Annotated in this window: 14 protein-coding genes; 8 read left to right on the top strand and 6 right to left on the bottom strand. The window is 71.7% G+C overall.

Going from position 1 to position 17519, the window contains the following annotated elements:
- The first annotated feature begins 76 nt into the window (after positions 1–76).
- From WME75_RS08930 to WME75_RS08940, 3 genes are read left to right on the top strand one after another with little or no spacing between them, the layout of a single operon-like run.
- On the top strand, positions 77–295 hold the full coding sequence (locus tag WME75_RS08930; protein WP_437488528.1) for a Franean1_4349 family RiPP: 219 nt from the start codon (positions 77–79) through the stop codon (positions 293–295).
- Positions 292–2301 carry a hypothetical protein gene (locus tag WME75_RS08935; protein ID WP_437488530.1) on the top strand — a complete coding sequence of 670 codons (2010 nt, stop codon included), beginning with the start codon at positions 292–294 and terminating at the stop codon, positions 2299–2301. The genes WME75_RS08930 and WME75_RS08935 overlap by 4 nt, the downstream gene beginning before the upstream one ends.
- Positions 2298–3737: an adenylate/guanylate cyclase domain-containing protein gene (locus WME75_RS08940; RefSeq protein ID WP_437488532.1), complete on the top strand. Its 1440-nt coding sequence runs from the start codon at positions 2298–2300 to the stop codon at positions 3735–3737. Before WME75_RS08935 ends, WME75_RS08940 begins: the two co-directional genes overlap by 4 nt.
- 10 nt (positions 3738–3747) lie before the next feature.
- Here the strand turns inward: WME75_RS08940 and WME75_RS08945 are convergent, their stop codons facing one another.
- On the bottom strand, positions 3748–5457 hold the full coding sequence (locus WME75_RS08945; protein WP_437488533.1) for a B12-binding domain-containing radical SAM protein: 1710 nt from the start codon (positions 5455–5457) through the stop codon (positions 3748–3750).
- A 509-nt stretch (positions 5458–5966) separates the two neighbouring features.
- Between WME75_RS08945 and WME75_RS08950 the strand changes: the two genes are divergently transcribed.
- The 3 genes from WME75_RS08950 (at position 5967) to WME75_RS08960 (ending at position 7574) form a co-directional block, all read left to right on the top strand.
- Entirely contained in the window at positions 5967–6353 is a 387-nt protein-coding gene (locus tag WME75_RS08950; protein ID WP_437488535.1) for a response regulator, read from the top strand.
- A gap of 503 nt (positions 6354–6856) precedes the next feature.
- Complete coding sequence (locus tag WME75_RS08955) at positions 6857–7213, top strand: response regulator (RefSeq protein ID WP_437488538.1); 357 nt, start codon at positions 6857–6859, stop codon at positions 7211–7213.
- Positions 7214–7220: 7 nt separating this feature from the next.
- On the top strand, positions 7221–7574 hold the full coding sequence (locus WME75_RS08960; RefSeq protein ID WP_437488541.1) for a gamma-glutamylcyclotransferase family protein: 354 nt from the start codon (positions 7221–7223) through the stop codon (positions 7572–7574).
- Positions 7575–7579: 5 nt separating this feature from the next.
- Here the strand turns inward: WME75_RS08960 and WME75_RS08965 are convergent, their stop codons facing one another.
- The 4 genes from WME75_RS08965 to WME75_RS08980 all read right to left on the bottom strand — a co-directional run bounded on the left by WME75_RS08965 (position 7580) and on the right by WME75_RS08980 (position 13327).
- A complete protein-coding gene (locus WME75_RS08965; protein ID WP_437488544.1) occupies positions 7580–10768 on the bottom strand; it encodes a CheR family methyltransferase in 3189 nt (1062 codons plus the stop codon).
- Between the two features lie 155 nt (positions 10769–10923).
- Entirely contained in the window at positions 10924–11574 is a 651-nt protein-coding gene (locus WME75_RS08970; protein ID WP_437488547.1) for a hypothetical protein, read from the bottom strand.
- Positions 11575–11759: 185 nt separating this feature from the next.
- Positions 11760–12143: a hypothetical protein gene (locus WME75_RS08975; RefSeq protein ID WP_437488550.1), complete on the bottom strand. Its 384-nt coding sequence runs from the start codon at positions 12141–12143 to the stop codon at positions 11760–11762.
- A gap of 449 nt (positions 12144–12592) precedes the next feature.
- On the bottom strand, positions 12593–13327 hold the full coding sequence (locus tag WME75_RS08980; RefSeq protein WP_437488552.1) for a TetR/AcrR family transcriptional regulator: 735 nt from the start codon (positions 13325–13327) through the stop codon (positions 12593–12595).
- Between the two features lie 168 nt (positions 13328–13495).
- Here WME75_RS08980 and WME75_RS08985 point away from each other — a divergent pair, with 168 nt between their 5' ends.
- Together WME75_RS08985 and WME75_RS08990 are read left to right on the top strand one after the other, a co-directional pair.
- Positions 13496–14164, top strand: coding sequence for a UdgX family uracil-DNA binding protein (locus tag WME75_RS08985; RefSeq protein WP_437488555.1), 669 nt, complete (start codon positions 13496–13498; stop codon positions 14162–14164).
- Positions 14165–14222: 58 nt separating this feature from the next.
- Positions 14223–16166 (top strand): potassium transporter Kup, encoded by a 1944-nt coding sequence (locus tag WME75_RS08990; protein ID WP_437488558.1) that lies wholly within the window; start codon positions 14223–14225, stop codon positions 16164–16166.
- Between the two features lie 18 nt (positions 16167–16184).
- Here WME75_RS08990 and WME75_RS08995 read toward each other — a convergent pair whose 3' ends face one another.
- Positions 16185–17474: a citrate synthase family protein gene (locus WME75_RS08995; protein WP_437488561.1), complete on the bottom strand. Its 1290-nt coding sequence runs from the start codon at positions 17472–17474 to the stop codon at positions 16185–16187.
- Positions 17475–17519: the final 45 nt, after the last annotated feature.

The following is a 17519-nucleotide window of genomic DNA, read 5'->3' on the forward strand; positions in this document are numbered from 1 at the left end:
CGCGGAGGCGCCTGCTTGTACTTGCTAGCCGTTTGGAGGTCTCCTAGCCTCCCGAGCGAGAAAGCGAGGAGTCGTGATGTCGAAGAAAACAGAGGCAGAGCTCATCGGTCGTGCCGTTGTGGATTCGAGCTTCCGCCAGCAGCTCCTTGCCGCTCCCGAGAGCACCATCGAGGCGGAGGGGTACGAGGTCGGACCGGAGACGCTCCAGCGCATCCGCGACGCCGCGACCTCGACGCCCGAAGCGGTCGATGCGGCCATCGCGACCGCGGCGCGTGACGGCGGAGTCGGTATGTGACGCTGTCCCCTGCCTCAGGGGCGACCGCCGTCTGGCCCTGGATCGAGCCGGAGGACAGGGGGGCGTGCGAGCGCTCCTGGTCGGCGCTGCTGTCCGCGGGGGCGCTCCGGCGCGGTGACACGGCATGGGGGGCGCTCGCGCTCGCGCGCGGCGTGGGCGCTCCGCCGGGTCACGGCATCCCGTGGGCCAGCTGGGCGCTCCGGCTTTGCGGCCGCGTGTCTTCGCCCGCCGCGGCTGGCGACGTCGCCGTGGCGATCGCCGCGGTGGCTGCCGGCGGCGTCGAGGGCGCTCCGGACGCGCTCGCGCGGGGCGCGCTCGCGGCGCGTCTCCTCGCGCGTCACGCGGACGAGGCGCGCGCGCGCCGCTGGCTCGTCGACCTGGCCGAGCTCGAGGAGGCTTCGTGGCGCCGCAACCCGGTGGTCGTGGGCGCCGGGCCGGACGCCGCGGCGGGGTGCGCCGACGCCGCCGGCTCGCGCGAGGTCGTCGCCCTGTGGACGGCGATCTCGCTCGTTGCAGGCGACGATCTCGCGCCGGCGCGCCGCTTCGCAGAGGCCGTGGCCGAGCCGCTCGCGCTGCTCGACGGGCTCGTGCGCCTGTGGCTCGATCCGGCCGCGCCGGACCTGGCGGCGCCGACGCTCACGCCGCTCCTCGCGCTCTGGTTGCGCGGCGCGGATCTCGCTCCTCCGCTGCTCCGCGCGCTCTCGGGCGAGCGCGCGTCCCCCGTGCGCCGCCGCGAGATCCATGGCCTGCTCGCGACCCGCCCCTACCGGGCCGCGCTCGCCGCGCGCATGCGCGGCACGCTCGCGTCGGCCCGCGAGGCGGCGGTCAGCTCGCCTCGATCGCGCCCGACCGAGCGCGGCCTCGTCGAGGCCCAGCGCGAGCTTGTCGACGCCCTCGGCGAGCGCCTCCGCTTCTTCGAGGGGCTGATGTCGTTCCGCGATCTCCTCGACGCCGGCGCGGCGCTCGGGCCATCGCGGCCGCAGGGCGACCGGGCGCCGCGCGAGGACGCGAGCGCCGATCTGCAGGCGGCGGTCGCGTTTCTCGTGGAGGCGGCGCCGTGGTCGGAGTCCTGGGAGGTGCAGCGCTTCGGCGTGCTCGGGTCGCGCGAGAAGCCGGTCGGGCACTGGTTCGTGCGGGCGACGATCCTGAAGGCGCTGATCGAGATCGGGGAGGTCGGGCGCGACGTCCGCGCCGACGCCGCGGCGCTGCTCGACGAGATCCCGGCCGGAGAGCTCCGCTACTTCGGCGCGTTCCGCGAGCTCCCGCCGGACGCCGACGACCTCTCGATCATGCTCGAGCTGGTCGCCGAGACGGGCGCCGCCCGGGACCGCGCCGAGACGTGGGTCGAGGTCATGCTGACCAACGTGGGCGAGGATGGCGTCGTGCCGACCTGGTTCTACCGCGGGCCTGCGGGGCCAACCACGCCGGGCGCGGCGTGGGCCGGCGACGACTGCGCGGCGGTCCGGTTGAACCTGCTCGCGGGCCTGCTGTCGTTCGACGCGGAGCGGTTCGCGCGGCTCATCGACGCCAACGTGCGGCGCGTGCTCGACGGCGCCACGGAGGGCGGCATCGAGGGCGCCTGCTTCTACGACGCGTCGTACACGGACCTCGCGTTCCTCCGCTTCGCGCGCCTCTACCGGGAGAGGGCAGGGGAGGCGCGGTGGGCCACCGAGGTCGCCGCGGTCGAGGCCGCGACCCTGTCGCGGATGCTCGGAGCGCAGCGGCTCGACGGCGGCTTCGGGACGCCGCTCCGCACGGCCGCGTGCCTCGAGGGGGCGGCGATGACGTCGTCGCCGGACCCGCTGATGGTGGAGCGGGGGCTGCGTTACCTCGGCGAGCACCAGCTCGTGGACGGCTCCTGGTCGGCCGAGCCGCTCTACCGGGCGCCGATGAAGCACGGCCGCGAGGGGCACCACCAGGGCAGGGCGCTGACGACCGCGCTGTGCGCGCGCGGGTTCGCCGCGGCGTGGTCGCGGCGGTGGCGCGGAGGAGAGCGGCGCGCATGAGCATCGAGAAATCGACGGAGATCGTGCGGATCCTCCAGGCGCAGGAGATGCGCGGAGAGCAGATCGTGAACCACGTCCGGTTCGTGTTCGCGCTGCTCTCCGCCTACACGTTCACGCACGTGTGGACCGTCAACACGCCGGCCGCGAACCAGGTCTTCGCGATCCAGATCGGCGGGTACCTCGCCTTCTCGCTCCTGCTCTACGCGTTCTTCCGGCTGCGCCCCGGCGCCTACGCGGGCTGGCTCAAGTACGTGAGCATCTTCGTCGACCTCGCGCTCCTGACGCTCACAGCGCTGGCGACGGCGAGGAACCACTCGGGGATGATCGAGTACTTCTCGAGCTACCTCGCGACCGTCTACGTGCTCTGGAACCTGATGTCGGGCTTCCGCTACAGCCTCGCGGCGTGCCTGTACTCGGCGGGGCTGTCGGCCCTCTTCAACTCGGTCGTGCTCGCGATCACGGTCCACTCCGGCGCGATCCCGATCAGCCCGGTGTCCGTCTACGGACAGAACGCCATCAACATCGCGGACCAGTGCCAGCAGGTCCTCTTCATCGCGCTCCCGGGCGTCGTCGCCGGCATCATCGCGCGGATGTCGCGCAACCTGGTCCTCCGCGCCGAGATCGAGTCCCTGGGCCGTCTCCGGCTCGAGCGCGAGAAGCAGGAGCTCGGCCGGTATCTCTCGAAGGACCTCGTCGACTTCGTCCTGTCCGACCCGGGGCGGCTCAAGCTGGGCGGCACGCGCCGGCACGTCTCGGTGATGTTCACCGACATCCGCAACTTCACGCCGCTCACCGAGTCGGTCGAGCCGGAGGTCGTGGTCTCGTTCCTGAACGAGTACTTCACGGCGATGGTCGACATCGTGTTCCGCTACGGGGGCACCCTCGACAAGTACATCGGCGACGGCTTGATGGCGGTGTTTGGCGCGCCGCTCTCGGTCGAGGACGCGCCGAAGCGCGCCGTGATCGCGGCGATCGAGATGGTGCAGGCCCTCGAGCGCATGAACCAGCGGCAGCTCCTCGGCGGCGGCGAGATCAAGATGGGCGTCGGGATCGCGACCGGCACCGTCATCTCCGGCAACATCGGGTCGCTCCAGCGAATGGAATACACCTGCATCGGAGATACAGTAAACACGGCCTCGCGCCTCGAGCAGTTCAACAAGGAGCTCGGCTCCAAGATCATCATCTGCCAGTCGACGTACGCGAACCTCGACGACTGCGTCCCGACGCAGCCGACCGGCGCCCTGAGCATCCGGGGCAAGAGCCGCCAGGTCCACCCCTACATCGTGGACCACCAGGAGCTCCCGCCGGCGCTCCTGGAGGCGCTCCGGCAGCAGCTCCTCTCGGCGCCCCGCCCCATCGCATCGATACCGCCTCGGGCCGACGCGGCGCTGGCGCCCGCCGCCTGGCAGAGCACGGATCGCGAAGGAGCGCAGTAGCGTCGCGGCGTCAGGAGGGCGTCGCGCGGAAGCGCCGCACCCGCGCCGAGCCGGGGCCGCCGTCCTGCGTCGACAGGCCGAGCGCCGTGCGCGCCGGCGCGTGGAGGCGCTGGAGGACGCGATCGAGCAGGCGGAGCGCGCCGTCGCTCATCTTCACGCCGCGCGGCGAGCGGTAGCCGAACGCGACGCCGTCCACCACCTTGTAGGCGTTCTCCGTGGGCGAGGCGGGGCGCATCTCGACGACCAGCGCGCCGTCGCGCGTCTTCATGATGACGACGATCTCGCCCGGGCGCGCGGAGGCCTCCACGAAGGTCCACCCGCCGGAGGTGGCCTCCTTGATCCCGAGCTCGAGCACGCGCTGCAGATCCTGCCCCGCCGGCGCGAGCGTCGTCGCGCCCTCGACCCGGATCTCCCCGCCCGGCGGGACCACGCCGCTGCCGAGCGGCATCGCCGGCCGCCGCATCTCGCGCGGCCCGGGGAACGACCACATGTCCGGCGTGATCTCCCCGCCCTCGCGGTACGCCATCTCGATGAGGCGGCTGCGCTCGCGGGAGAGCGCGTCCTCGGACCAGCCGAGGCACGAGCGCATCATCAGCGTGAACGGGTCGAAGCGGAGCTCGAACGACGCGGGCGCGCGGGTCATGAGGTCGTCCGGAAGGACGAGGCTGTGGAAGATGCGGACCTTGCACGGCAGCTCGCGCGCGCGCTCGAGCGTGCGCCGGAACGTGACGGGGCCGTCGCCTGGCAGACCGAGGAGGATGTCCACCTCGATGTCCGTGAAGGTCGAGAGCTCCTCGATCACCTTCGCGAACTTCGACTCCCGGAAGGGGCGCTGCGTGCCGTCGCCGGTGTCCTTGTTGAGCGGCGGCAGCCGCGCCTCGAGGGACACGCGCGCGGCGCCGCGGAGGAACTCGAGGTGCTCGTCGTGCACGTGCTCCGGATCGATCGACGCCATCAGCGTCGCCTGCTTGAAGAAGCCGACCTGCTTCTCCGCGGCCACGAGGTTCCGGAACGCCTCAGCGTTCAGGTTGAGCGGGGCGTCCACGACCTGCGCGCCCGGGGCGCCGGCGTCGCGGAGCGCGCTCAGCTCCTCGACGAGGTAGGCCTCCGAGAAGACGCCGGCGCCGGCGTCGCCCGTCGAGACGCCGCACGCCGGGCAGCTCACGACGCCGCCGCGGCAGATCTCGATCGGGACGATGCGATCGGTCGGGAGCAGCTTCATCCGGATCGGCGAGGGGAGCTCGTCGGGCGTCACGTGAGGCGCTTCGCCCGTGGAGACCCAGCCGTCGGCCGTGAAGACGTGCAGCCCGGGCACGGTGCGCAGCGCCTCGGAGGAGCGCTCGCTCAGGCGGACGATGTTCCGGAACGTGAGCTCGTTGCCGTACACGAGGGCGTCGATGCTGGCGGCGGCGTCGCGCCAGGGCGCGAGCGCGAACATCGCGGGGCGCGCGAGGGGACCGCAGAGGACGATCGTGCGCCCCGGCCGGTTGCGCTGGAGGTGGCGCGCGACCTCGATGAACGTGGGAAAGGACCAGACGTGCGCGGCGAGGCCGACCACGTCCGCGTCCACGGTCTCGACCTCCGCGATCCACGCGTCGAGATCCCTCGTCTGCGCGTCGATCCCATGGATCGGCACGCCGGCGAGCTCCGGATCGGCGAGCAAAGAAGCTTCGACACGACGGATTCCATGGCTGAACGGCGCTCCCCCACCGTCCGGCATGGTTGACTCCATCGCGAGTAGCGCGACGCGGCGTTCGCCAGGCATCCATGGGAGTCTACCAGGGTGTCTCGCCCGTCGGGGAGTCCGTTCGCGCTCTCTGTTGGCTCCCGCTCCCGTCCGCTCCGAGGGCGTGCGGGGTTACGCCCAGGCTTACGTCCGGCGCTCGCGTCCGGAGTTGCATCCGGAGCGCGTCCGGGCTTTCATAGTGCCCGGGGCGAAAGAGGGGGAAAGGAACGTACCGGATCGCCGGAGTGCGGCGGTCTGTCGGGTTGCGCGCTTCGTGGCGTGGACGTGGCGCGCCGCGGTGAGCGCTCTGGACTGCGCAGATCGTTCGCCCGGGTGATTCGTCACGCCGGGTCGGTCATCGTCATCGAGCGGGCCTGCGCTGCGCCGGTTGCTGGCCAGTGGGGGCTCGCGTCGCGTCGAGCGTCGCTCCTCCGTGCGTGGGGGAAAGAGGGCGCGCCGCCCCGCGGAGCGGCCCCCGTTTCCGAGGAAAGCCGAGGGGAGCCATGTGTGGCAAGCACGTGATCCTGGTTGCAGAGGACGACGTTGACACTGCGGCAATGCTGCAGGAGCTCCTGACGCTGGAAGGGTACGAGGTCGAGCTGACCGCGACCGCGCGCGCGGTGCTCGACGCGCTCGCGGAGCGACGCTTCCACGCCGTCCTCCTCGATCTGACGATGCCGGGAATGACGACGGACCGGTTCGTCTCCGAGATCGCGCGGCTCGGCACGCCCTCTCCCCTCATGATCTTCTCGGCCCGCCTGCCCCACGAGATGCAGGCGATCGCCGAGCGGCTGCACGCGGCCGCGCTCATCCCGAAGCCGGTGGACATCGATGTGCTGCTGAGCACCCTTGCGAAGGTGGTGCTCGGCTCCGCGGGCCAGGAAGGTTGACGCTGCCCGTTCGATCCGCGCGGCGCGGCGGTGTCGCGCGCCGCTGTTCCGGTGGGCCGCCCTGCTGCGCACCCCCGCGCCGGTGGTACGATCGCAGGCTCATGACGTGGTGGAGCGCGACCGAGCCGCGCGATGCTCACCCTGGCAGGCCGCAGATCGGACAGAGAGCGGCTTCGCCGGAGCGCGACCGTGCTGTAACATCGGGCTCGACCGCCGACGATCGAGCACGATGCGCACGCCCGAACCCCTCCTGCCCGATGACCTGTCCGGCTTGAGGACCGTTGACTCCGCGCGGGTCCACGGCGTGAGGGGCGTCGATCGAGCGGGCTCCGCTCCGAGATGCCCCCCGCGGCGCCCATTGCCGCAGAGAGACCTTCATGCGCCCCCTTCCTCGCAGAACAGGCCTGATCAAGCGGACCCCGAGCAGGGATTCAGGGCTTTCCCTGTTTCGCCGTGACGTCAGGCTTTCGCATAGTGGTTGATGCACCGTGCCTGCCACTCCCTTGAAGAGGATCCTCGTTGTCGATGATGATCCGGATATTCGAGAGACCCTCGCCGAGCTCCTGCAAGAGGAGGGCTACGCCGTCGCGTCGGCGGCGCACGGCGGCGAGGCGCTCAGCGCGCTTCGAACGGATCCCAGGCCTGGCCTCATCCTGCTCGATCTGATGATGCCCATCATGGATGGCTGGCAGTTCAGGGCAGAGCAGAAGAAGGACCCGGAGCTCGCGTCGATCCCGGTGGTGATCATCTCGGCGACAGGCCGCGACGAGTTCGTGTCCTCGCTCGGCGCCGCGCAGTTCCTCAAGAAGCCGATCAACCTCGAGCAGCTGCTCGCCGCGGTCGAACAGCACTGCCGGTGACGGCGTCGTGCCCCTGTTCGTCTACGGCACGCTGATGCGGGGCGAGCGCTCGCACGGGCTGCTCGGGCGCGCGCGCTACCTCGGGGGCGCGCGCACCGCTCGGTCGTTCGAGCTCGTTGACCTCGGCGCCTACCCGGCGCTCGTGCGCGGGGGCTCGAACGCGGTCCTCGGGGAGCTCTACGAGCCGGATCGGGAGACGCTCGCCTCGCTCGACGTCTACGAGGGCTGCCCCGATCTCTTCCGGCGCGAGCCGATCCAGCTCGACGGGGGCGCGCCCTGCGAGGCGTACCTGATGCCTGCGGGCCAGGCGCTGGGGTGTCCCCGCATCGACTCGGGGGACTGGCGGGCGCGGCGGCGATGAGCGCGTCAGTCGGGGCCGGCGCGGCGCGCTGGCCGTAGCCCCGGCGGAGGGGGCTCGTCCTTCTCGGGCCCCGTCCTGTCCTCGACGACGAGCAGCAGCGCCGGGAGCTCGCCCTCGTCGGCCTGGAGCCGGAAGGCGGAGAACGACAGCGTCCGCCGCCCGGCGTGCGCGAGCACGGCCTCGAGGCGGAAGTCGACAAGCGCGGCGCTGCGGCGGAGGACGTCCCGGAGCCGCTGCTCGAGCTGCGGGGTGTTCCACCCGGCGTCGAGGGCGGAGAGGGGCCGCCCCTCGATGTCCCCGAGCGGGACCATGAACAGCTCGCAGTACCGCCGGGTGGCCGCGCGGATCCGGAGCTCGCCGTCGAGCAGGAGGAACGGGTGGCGCAGCACCTCGAAGACGGCGGAGATGCGATCGCGCGCGCCCGCGAGCTCGCGCCCGGCGCGCCTCGGCGCGTCGCTCTCCAGCCAGCAGATCACCGCGCCGTCCACCTCGTTCCCGGTGGTCCGGAAGGGGCGCGCTCGCATGAGATAGAGGCGCCCCTCGCGATCCTCGACCTGCCGCTCGACGGTGCTCCTCGTGTCGAGCACCTCGGCGACGACGGGCGCGATGTCGACCGCGCTCCTCGGCTTCACCTCGAGGATCGACCTGCCCACGTCGCTCGCGACGAGGCCGAGCAGCTTGTCGGCCGCGCCGGCGACGCGGCGGATCCGGAGGTCCGCGTCGACCATCAGGACCGGGATGTTCATGCTGCCGAGGAGGTTGCGCAGATCGTCGTTGGCGAGTCCGAGCGCGACATTGCTGCTGCAGAGCTCCTCGTTGATGGCCGTCAGCTCCTGGTTCGTCGACCGGAGCTCTTCGTGGGCGGACTCGAGCGCGTCGTTCATCCGGTGCAGCTCGTCGTTGCTCGCGAGGAGCTCCTCGTTCGTGCAGAGGAGCTCCTCGTTCGTTGCCTCCAGCTCATCGATGAGCGACTGGAGGTACTCCCTCGTGGTCACGAGCTCCCTGCGGAGCTGGGCGATCTCCAGATCCTTCCGGGGATCGCTCTGGGCCGGATCGTCGCCTGGCCGATCCAGCCAGGGCCCGCCCGACTCGGAGAAGATGACGAGGAAACAGCGCCCCTGCGGGAGCCGCACCTTGAGCGGCCACACCTCGACGTCAACGTCCCGGCGCCTGTCTCCCTGCCGGACCTTGATCTGCTCCTTGCGGGCCATCGCGCCCGAGTTCATCGATGCGTCGAGGGCAGCCCGGAGGCTGAGCAGGAGCCCCTCCCGGGCCATCTTGAAGAGGTGCAGGCTGGCGTCGCCCGGCGCCGGCTCGAGGTAGGGCCCTGTCTTGCCCCGGAACTGGACGATCTGCATCTCCTCGTCGACCACCACGCCGGCCGGGGCGTAGCGCGCCATGACGATGGCGTCGGCCTCCTTGCGCACCGCGTCCATGATGAGCCCCTCGGCGCTCCGTGGCTTCTCCTTCTCCAGCGCGGGCGCGGGCTCCAGCGCGGGCGCGGGCTCCAGCGCGGGCGCGGGCTCCAGCGCGGGCGCGGGCTCCAGCGCGGGCGCGGGCTCCAGCGCGGGCGCGGGCTCCAGCGCGGGCGCGAGCGCGGCGGGGAGGCCGGGCGAGCAGGTCCCCTCGGAGGCGGCGCGCTTGCAGAAGATCCTGTGGGTCCTGTCCACGACCCCGAACAGGTCGGACATCGTGCTGATGCTCTCGGAGGAGCCGAGGAGCAAGAAGCCCGTGGGCTTGAGCGCCTGGTGGAAGGTGTGCAGCAGCCGGCGCTGCAGGCTCGGCTCCAGGTAGATCATCAGGTTGCGACAACTGATGAGATCGAGCTTCGCGAGGGGCGGGTCGGCCGCGGCGTTGTGGCGCGAGAAGATGCACAGGTCGCGGACCGCTTTGTTGACCTGGAAGCCGCCGTGCACCCTGACGAAGAAGCGTCGCAGCCGGCTGGGCGAGACGTCGAACGAGATGCTATCGACGTAGATCCCGGCGCGCGCCTGCTGGATGGCGGTCTCGCTCAGGTCGGTGCCGAAGATCTGGACCGCGTTGTCGCTCGCGTCGGCTTCGAGGAACTCGAGCAGCGAGATCGCGAGAGAGTAGACCTCCTCGCCCGTCGAGCAGCCCGGCACCCAGAGGCGAACAGGGGAGTCCTGCGGCCTCTTGTGCATGAGCACCGGGAACACGTGGGTCTTCAGCGCGGCGAAGGCGCCCGGATCGCGGAAGAACGTGGTCACCTTGATGAGGAGCTCCTGGTAGAGATGCTCGAGCTCGTCCGGGTCCGCTCTCAGTTGATCGAGGTACTCCTGCAGGGCAGCGAGCTTGTGGAGCGTCATTCGACGCTGGATGCGGCGCTTCAGCGTGCTCTTTTTATAGTGGCTGAAGTCCACGCCCACCGCGGCGTGAAGCAGCCGGAAGAGCTTGCCGAGATCCGGGTCCACCCCCACGGATGTGCCCTGCGCGAGGCCCGGGGTGAGCCCGCGACCGGGGCGGCCCATCCGCACGAGCTCCGCCGCGATCGCCTCGACGCCGAGGGAGAAGTCGACGCCTCCGGCCGCGATGGCGTTGCGCGGGAGCGCCGGCCACTCGGCGGTGCGCGGGTCCTCCGCGAACGTGACACCGCCCTCCGCCTTCACATCCTTGAGCCCGAGGGCACCTTCGCTCCCGACGCCGGAGAGCACGACGCCCACCGCGCTCGACCCCAGCTCGATCGCGAGCGAGCGCAGGAAAGTATCGGCAGGGCTCGGGCCGCCCTCGCCGCGCGGCGCGAGCTCGACGCGAACACCGTCGAGCGTCGCACGCGTGTCCGGGGGCAGGACCTGGACGTGACCTGGCATGAGCCTCGCCCCTGGCCGAAGCTCGGTCACGGGGAGCGGGCTGCTCTGCGCCGCGAGCTCGAGGACCGGGATCTCCCCAGGATCTGCGCTGTAGCTCAGGACGAGGGAGAGGCTCGTGTCCCTGCTCGGCATCCGCCGGAGGAGCTCCGCGATCGCGCCGCGTCCACCGGCCGACGCGACGACGCAGACGACCGGAAAGCGCCGCTCGTTCCCGGAGTGCGGCTCGCCCGCCGCGGCCTCCTCCCCGGCGTCCTGAAGCGGGTCCGGCGCGCGCCTCGGCGCAGCCGCCCTGCCGGAATGGGGCGCGGCGTCGCTGTGGCCAGGTGCCCTGAATTGCGTCCGGCGTGACTTCTTCTGTTCCGGCATTGTTGGCTTGAACGGTGAAGCGTTCTCTCTGGCGTCTCGCTGCCGCGGGATCTGACAGGGGCGAAGCTAGGGTTGCTGCGAACGATCGGTCAACGTGCCTGTCCTTGCCGGCGCGGAGCGCCGGACACGGCGCCAGGCGGCCACCCCACGCTTGCTCAGCGCGCCCCTTCCAGGCGCTTCAGGAGTTGTTCGAGCTGCTCGATGACGTGCGCCGATCGGTCGGACGCCATGCGGGCGGAGTCGTTGAGCCTCACCAGCGTCCTTTCATCCATCTTCCCGCTGGGCTGGAGCCTGGTCATGGCTTCCAGCGCGGCGTCGTGGCGCGCCCGGGCGACCTGGGCTGCCGCCATCGCGCGGCGCAGACGTGTGCGCGGGGGTTCCGGGCTCTCGACCCTCGGCAACCTCCTCTCCGGCGGCTCGCGCCGCGCCTTGTCCTCGGCCCGCGCCTCGTGCTCGGCGGGCGCCGCGCGCGGCGCGGGGGCCTCGTGCGCCTCCTGCTGCGCTCGATCCGCCTGGTTCCCCGCCTCGTGCGCGCGCTCCCCGCGCTGGTCATCGGCGCCTATGCGGAGGCTGACGCCGAGCTCCCGGTCCGCGCTGGGCTCCCGGCCGTCCTCCCACCCCCGCTCGTCGACAACCTGCTTCGTCGCGTCGTTGACGAGGAACACCTGATCCGCGTCGTGGAACCGCTCGGCCCGCAGGGCCCGCAACGAGGCGCGCGCCGTCTCGAGCGAGCGGATGTGCTTCATGAGCGCGAGCCGCCTGCCCCGGAAGCGAACGTAGATGCTGTAGGTGGTCTGGGGCGCCATCTGCATCGCCTCGTGGGCCTGGCCGCGTCATGCGGTGCTCCTCGCTCTTCTCGACAGCAGCTTCCAGGGGTCAGCTCGTCGTGGCGCCGGGTCGAGGATGCGAGTACGCCGCTGTGTCACGTTCCCGCCGGTCTGCCGCCGTGAGCCCTCTGCGCGAGCTCTGGGGGCGCGTCCTGCTCTCCGCCTCACGCCTCAGGTACCGTCGTGAGCAGCACCAGCCTTCCGGCGGTCCGCTCGGCCGTTCTGCAGGCGGTGCGCACGAGCTGCCACTCTGACTTCACGAGCTCCGCCATGAGCGACCTGTCCTGAAAGAGGGCTTTGCACAGGGACTCCTCGGCGTCATCGCCGAAGGAGAGCACGCGTATCGCGATGGCGAGCGCGAAGTCCGGGGTCAGCCGGACGCGCAGGTCGACGTCGGGGGTGGAGACGTGGAGCGCGTGCTCGGCGAGGGCGACCTCGATCCTGTCCGCGATCGACGTCTCCGTGTCGGCGCGCCACTGGAGCGAACGGCACGTCTGCCGGATCAGCTCCTGGATCAACCGTCTGTCGCAACCCGATCGTGTGCTCATACAGCCCCCCTCGACAGCCCCGTTCCCCTGCGGAGAACCGCCCGGAGAGCGCCTGTTATCGGACAGAGCGCGCGATGGTCACCATGGCGCGGTTGAACGATCAGGACCGCTCCCCCATGGCTGCGCTCCTCCGGGTCGCCCGGGCGATTCCCCTCCGACTCCCCGCTCCTCCCCCCTCACTGTCCCGAGGCCGAAGTCCCGGTTGACTGTTAGCTCTACCTCAGCTGCAGCTCGACCGACCGCTAGGGCAATGAGGAATCACTCGTCAGGGATTTCCTGTACATTTGCCGTGTTTGGACAGGGGATCCGCGTGCTGGCTCAGGTAATTCCCTACTTCCGGCGCCCTGGCGCTCGACGGCGGGCTCGGCTCACCGTCGCCGGTTGACGACGGGCCGCGGTCGGCGTGCACCGCAGCCGTCGCCGAGGGCCGCGGGCAGGTGGCGCGCGCCTCAGGTCGTCTTGGCCTTCGAGCGCCGGCGCTCGCGGCTCGGGCCTGAGGCAGGAGCCGAGCCGGCGGTCTGCCGCGCGCTGCGCGGCGGCGCTTCCGTGACCGACAGGTCAGCGACGGCGCGCGCCTCCGGGGTGAGCAGGCCGTGCATGAAGAGCTGGAGCACCTGCGCACACCAGTCGGCGATATCTGGCCTGGAGGGCGCGTCGATGAGCTTGCGGACCAGGCGATCGAAGGCGCCCGAGATGAGCGCCGCGATGACGCTCGGATCGAGGTCGCGCCGGTAGAGGCCGATGTCGATCGCGTACCGGACGCGGCTCTCCACGAGGCACGCGACGCGCTGGGCGAACTCGTCGATCAGGTAGGCGTAGGGGGCCCCGCCGCCGCCTGCTTGCATCATCTTGAGGAGCGCCCGGTTCTGCCAGCAGAACTCGAGCACCTCGATGTCGTGGGCGAGGAGCCGCTTGAAGAACTCGCTCACCGGGGCTCGATCGACGCCCTCGATGGCGATGAGCGGCAGCTGCACGCACCCCGCGAGCCGCGCGATGAAGGTCTCGACGATCTGCTTGAAGCAGTCGTCCTTGCTGTGGAAGTGCAGGTAGAAGGCGCCCTTCGAGACGCCGGCCCGCTCGGTGATGTCCTCGACCCGCGCCGCGGCCAGGCCGCGCTCGGTGAAGGCCGCCTCGGCGGCGCGGAGCAACTCGATCCTGGCGCGGCGATCGGCGAGGCGGGGCATGCTGACTGGTGGGTCAATTCGAGGGACCTTGGCACTATGGGAAGGCCACCCGGAGCCGTCAAGACGGCTCGGCCGCGCTTCCTCGCGACGCGGCGCGTTCGAGCGCGGCGCCGCGTCGCGAGGAAGCGCCGCCGCGCGGGTGGCACGCGCGATGCTTCAGGGGAATCCATGGCGACCGTGGCGAGACGAAATGCAGCAGGGCGCGACGCCGGTGCCGGCGAGGCGACGGCGGCGGCCCTGGTCCCCAGCGATCCTTCGTTGCCGCGCCTGCGCGAAGCCGCCGCGGGCTGCCGGGCGTGCCCGCTCTGGGAGCGGGGGACGCAGACGGTGTTCGGCGAGGGCGCGGCGCGCTCGGACGTGCTCCTCGTCGGCGAGCAACCGGGCGACAGGGAGGATCTGGCCGGCAAGCCGTTCGTTGGCCCGGCGGGGCAGCTGCTCGATCGCGCGCTCGAGGCGGCGGGGATCGATCGGCGCCGGGCGTATGTGACCAACGTGGTCAAGCACTTCAAGTGGGAGCCGCGCGGCAAGCGCCGCATCCACAAGAAGCCGGACGCGCGCGAGATCCGCGCGTGCCTTCCCTGGCTCGCCGCGGAGATCGCGGCGGTGCAGCCGGCGATCGTGGTGTGCCTCGGCGCGACGGCGGCGCAGGCGCTGCTCGGCAGCTCGTTCCGGGTCACGCGCGATCGCGGCCAGATCGTCGCCTCGCCGCTCGCGCCGCGCACGCTGGCGACCGTGCACCCCGCGTCGATCCTGCGCATGCCGGACGAGGTCTCCAGGCAAGCCGAGCTCTCCCGCTTCATCGACGATCTCACCGCGGCGGCGCGCGCGCTCGGCTGAGACGGCGCGCCCCGCCTCCTCGCGGGGGGCGCTCGCGATGGAGTAGGATTCGCGCCCCATGACGATAAGCCCACAACCGGCCCCGGGCGCAGAGCGCCCCGCGGCGTCTGCGTCGGCCGAGGGCGCTCACGGATCGAGCCCGAAGAAGACGTGGCCGCTGATGCTCGCGGCGCTCGGGGTCGTCTACGGCGACATCGGGACGAGCCCCCTCTACGCGATGAAGGAGTGCTTCAGCCCGATCAGCCCGCATCACGTCGATCCGACGCCGCAGAACGTGCTCGGCGTGCTCTCGCTGATGTTCTGGGCGCTGATGATGGTGGTGACCGTCAAATACGTGACGTTCATCACGCGGGCTGACAACGAGGGGGCGGGCGGCATCCTCGCGCTGCTCGCGCTCGTCCCGAACAGCGAGCGCAAGGGCGAGGGTCGCGGCCTCCTCGTGCTCCTCGTCCTCTGCGGCGCCGCGCTCCTTTACGGCGACGGCGTGATCACGCCGGCGATCTCGGTGCTCTCGGCGGTGGAGGGCCTCGAGGTCGCGACGTCGACGCTGAAGCCCGCCGTCGTGCCGATCACGTGCGCCGTGCTGCTCGCCGTGTTCCTCGTGCAGAAGCGCGGCACGGCCGGCGTCGGGACGATCTTCGGGCCGGTGACGCTCGTGTGGTTCGTGGCGCTCACGCTGCTCGGGGCCAAGGAGATCCTCCACAGCCCCGGCGTGCTCCGGGCCGTCTCACCGACCTACGCGGTGAGCTTCTTCGTCGAGAACAACGTGCACGGCTTCCTGATCCTCGGCGCGGTCGTCCTCTGCATCACGGGCGGCGAGGCGCTGTACGCCGACATGGGTCATTTCGGCCGCAGGCCGATCAAGTACACCTGGTACACAATCGTCTGGCCGGGGCTGCTCATCAACTACTTCGGCCAGGGCGCCAAGCTGCTCGAGGACCCGGCCGCCGCGGCGAACCCGTTCTACGCGCTGGTCCCGTCGTGGGCGCTCTACCCCACGGTGGCGATCGCGACCGCGGCGACGGTCGTGGCATCCCAGGCGCTCATCTCCGGGGCCTTCTCGCTGACGCAGCAGGCGGTGCAGCTCGGGTACTTCCCGCGCGTCACGGTGGTCCACACCTCGAAGGACGAGGCGGGGCAGATCTACATCCCCGAGGTGAACAGCGGGCTCCTGATCTCGTGCCTCGTGCTGGTGCTCGCCTTCAAGAGCTCGAGCGCGCTCGCGGCCGCGTACGGCATCGCCGTCACGGGCACGATGGGGATCACGACGGTGGTCTATTACGTGGTCACGCGGAAGACGTGGGGCTGGCCGGTCTGGAAGTCGCTCCCGCTGGCCGGGCTCTTCCTGGTGATCGATCTCGCGTTCTTCGCGGCGAACAGCGCCAAGTTCTTCCACGGGGGCTGGGTGCCCATCGTGATGGGGGCGGCGATCTTCACGGTGATGACGACGTGGAAGACGGGGCGCAAGCACCTCGCCGCGGCGATCAAGTCGGTGATCTTGCCGCTCGACACGTTCCTCGAGGACGTGAAGCGCGTGAAGCCGCACCGGGTGCGCGGGACGGCGGTCTTCATGGCGTCGAGCCCGGAGGGCACGCCGCCGATCCTGCTGCACCACGTGAAGCACAACCAGGTGCTTCACGAGCAGGTGGTGCTCCTCTCGATCCAGGCGCTGAACGTGCCGGAGGTGCCGGAGGTGCGGCGCATGACGGTGATCCCTCGGGGCGAGGGCATCTATCAGGTGACGGCGTGCTACGGCTTCATGCAGACGCCGAACGCCCCGTCGGTGCTGGAGGGGTGCAAGCGGCACGGGCTCCACATCGATCTCGGGCGGACGAGCTACTATCTCGGCCGGGAGACGCTGCTGACGACGGGGAGCTCGAAGATGTCCCGGTGGCGGAAGTGGCTGTTCGCGTTCATCTCGCGGAACGCGCGGCCGGCCACGGCGTACTTCGGTCTGCCGCCCAACCGGGTGGTCGAGCTCGGCATGCAGGTCGATTTTTAGAGCGCGGGCGCGCGGCGATCAGGGCCCGGTGTACCGGGCGCGGGGCCGCAGCATGTACCCGGCCTCCCGCTGCTCGAACGCGTGGGCGATCCACCCCGCGGCGCGCCCCACCGCGAAGAGCGCCGCCGCGGAGCCGGCCGGCAGGCCGAGCGCTGCAGCGATCGCGACGAGGCCGACGTCGAGCGACGGCGGGTCGTGGCCGGCGTCGCGCAGAGCGTCGACGAGCGCGAGCACCGTGCGCAGCGCCGCGCTCTGCGGCGCGAGCGCCCGGGCCGTGTCGAGCAGCGCCCGGGCGCGGGGGTCGCCCTCGGGGTAGAGCCGGTGCCCGAAGCCGGCGATGGGCTCGCCGCGGCGCAGCCGCTCGTGGACCGCGGCGGCGGCGCGCTCGGGCCGGCCTGCTTCGGCGACCAGGGCCTCCACCCGGTCGCTGGCGCCGCCGTGCCTCGGGCCGGAGAGCGCCGCGAGCCCGGCGCTGACGCAGGCGTAGAGGTCGGCCCCGGTGGAGGCGGCCACCCGGACCGCGAACGTCGAGGCGTTCAGCTCGTGATCGGCCGAGACCAGCAGCGCCCGGTTCACGGCGCGCTCCGCCTTCTTCGTGGGGTTCGCGCCGAGGGCGACGAGCAGGCGCCGCGCCGTCCCCTCGGCCTCGAGGGCGGCGGTCGCCCTGCCCGCCTCCCGCCCGAGGCCGACGAGCGCCGCGAGCGATCGCACGAGCGCCCGCGCCCGCGCGCGCTCCGCGTCGCTCGTGGGGATGCGCCCGTCGCCCGAGGGCGCGCCCACGTGGCGGGTCGCGTCGTGCGCGCCGAGCGCGGGCACCACGAGCGCGAGCGCGGTGAACGGCGGCGCGCCCTCCGGCAGGAGCGCCGCGAGCTTCGCCGGGCGGACGCCCAGCCGACCGGGTCGCGCCGCCGGCGCGCCCTCCGCCGGCAGCTCGCCGGTCCACAGGAGCTCGGCGACCGCCTCGAACGGCACGTCCTCGAGCGCCAGCGCGACCGCCTCCTTGCCCCGGTAGAGGGGCCCGCGCGGGCCGATCGCGGTGAGCGCCGACTCGAGCACCGGCTCGCCCCACCGGAGCGCCTCGGCGGCGACCGGGCCGTGGCCGGCGCGCGCGTCATGCCGCGCCCTGAGCCGCTCGATGTCCGCCCTCAGGTAGAGCCGCGCGCGCCCTCGCCCGCCGGGCACGCCCCGGAGCACGCCGCGGCTCGCGTACGCATAGAGCGTCTCCCGCTTCACGCCGAGCAGCTCCGCCGCCTCGGCGCCGGTCACGTACGCCGAGGGCCGCTGCTCCGATTCAGGTAGATCAACCATGATGGCCCATCAACGTCAGCTCCAGATCCTGTCCACCGGTGCGTG

It is taken from the genome of Sorangium sp. So ce1014 (genome assembly GCF_051521505.1).
Taxonomy (GTDB): domain Bacteria; phylum Myxococcota_A; class Polyangia; order Polyangiales; family Polyangiaceae; genus Sorangium.

Bases quoted from the DNA above. Each gene is read 5' to 3' on its own strand.
- WME75_RS08950 (WP_437488535.1), top strand. From the start codon at position 5,967: ATGTGTGGCAAGCACGTGATCCTGGTTGCAGAGGACGACGTTGACACT.
- WME75_RS08965 (WP_437488544.1), bottom strand. From the start codon at position 10,768: ATGCCGGAACAGAAGAAGTCACGCCGGACGCAATTCAGGGCACCTGGC.
- WME75_RS08930 (WP_437488528.1), top strand. From the start codon at position 77: ATGTCGAAGAAAACAGAGGCAGAGCTCATCGGTCGTGCCGTTGTGGAT.
- WME75_RS08975 (WP_437488550.1), bottom strand. From the start codon at position 12,143: ATGAGCACACGATCGGGTTGCGACAGACGGTTGATCCAGGAGCTGATC.
- WME75_RS08940 (WP_437488532.1), top strand. From the start codon at position 2,298: ATGAGCATCGAGAAATCGACGGAGATCGTGCGGATCCTCCAGGCGCAG.
- WME75_RS08990 (WP_437488558.1), top strand. From the start codon at position 14,223: ATGACGATAAGCCCACAACCGGCCCCGGGCGCAGAGCGCCCCGCGGCG.
- WME75_RS08970 (WP_437488547.1), bottom strand. From the start codon at position 11,574: ATGGCGCCCCAGACCACCTACAGCATCTACGTTCGCTTCCGGGGCAGG.
- WME75_RS08995 (WP_437488561.1), bottom strand. From the start codon at position 17,474: ATGGTTGATCTACCTGAATCGGAGCAGCGGCCCTCGGCGTACGTGACC.
- WME75_RS08980 (WP_437488552.1), bottom strand. From the start codon at position 13,327: ATGCCCCGCCTCGCCGATCGCCGCGCCAGGATCGAGTTGCTCCGCGCC.
- WME75_RS08945 (WP_437488533.1), bottom strand. From the start codon at position 5,457: ATGCCGGACGGTGGGGGAGCGCCGTTCAGCCATGGAATCCGTCGTGTC.
- WME75_RS08985 (WP_437488555.1), top strand. From the start codon at position 13,496: ATGGCGACCGTGGCGAGACGAAATGCAGCAGGGCGCGACGCCGGTGCC.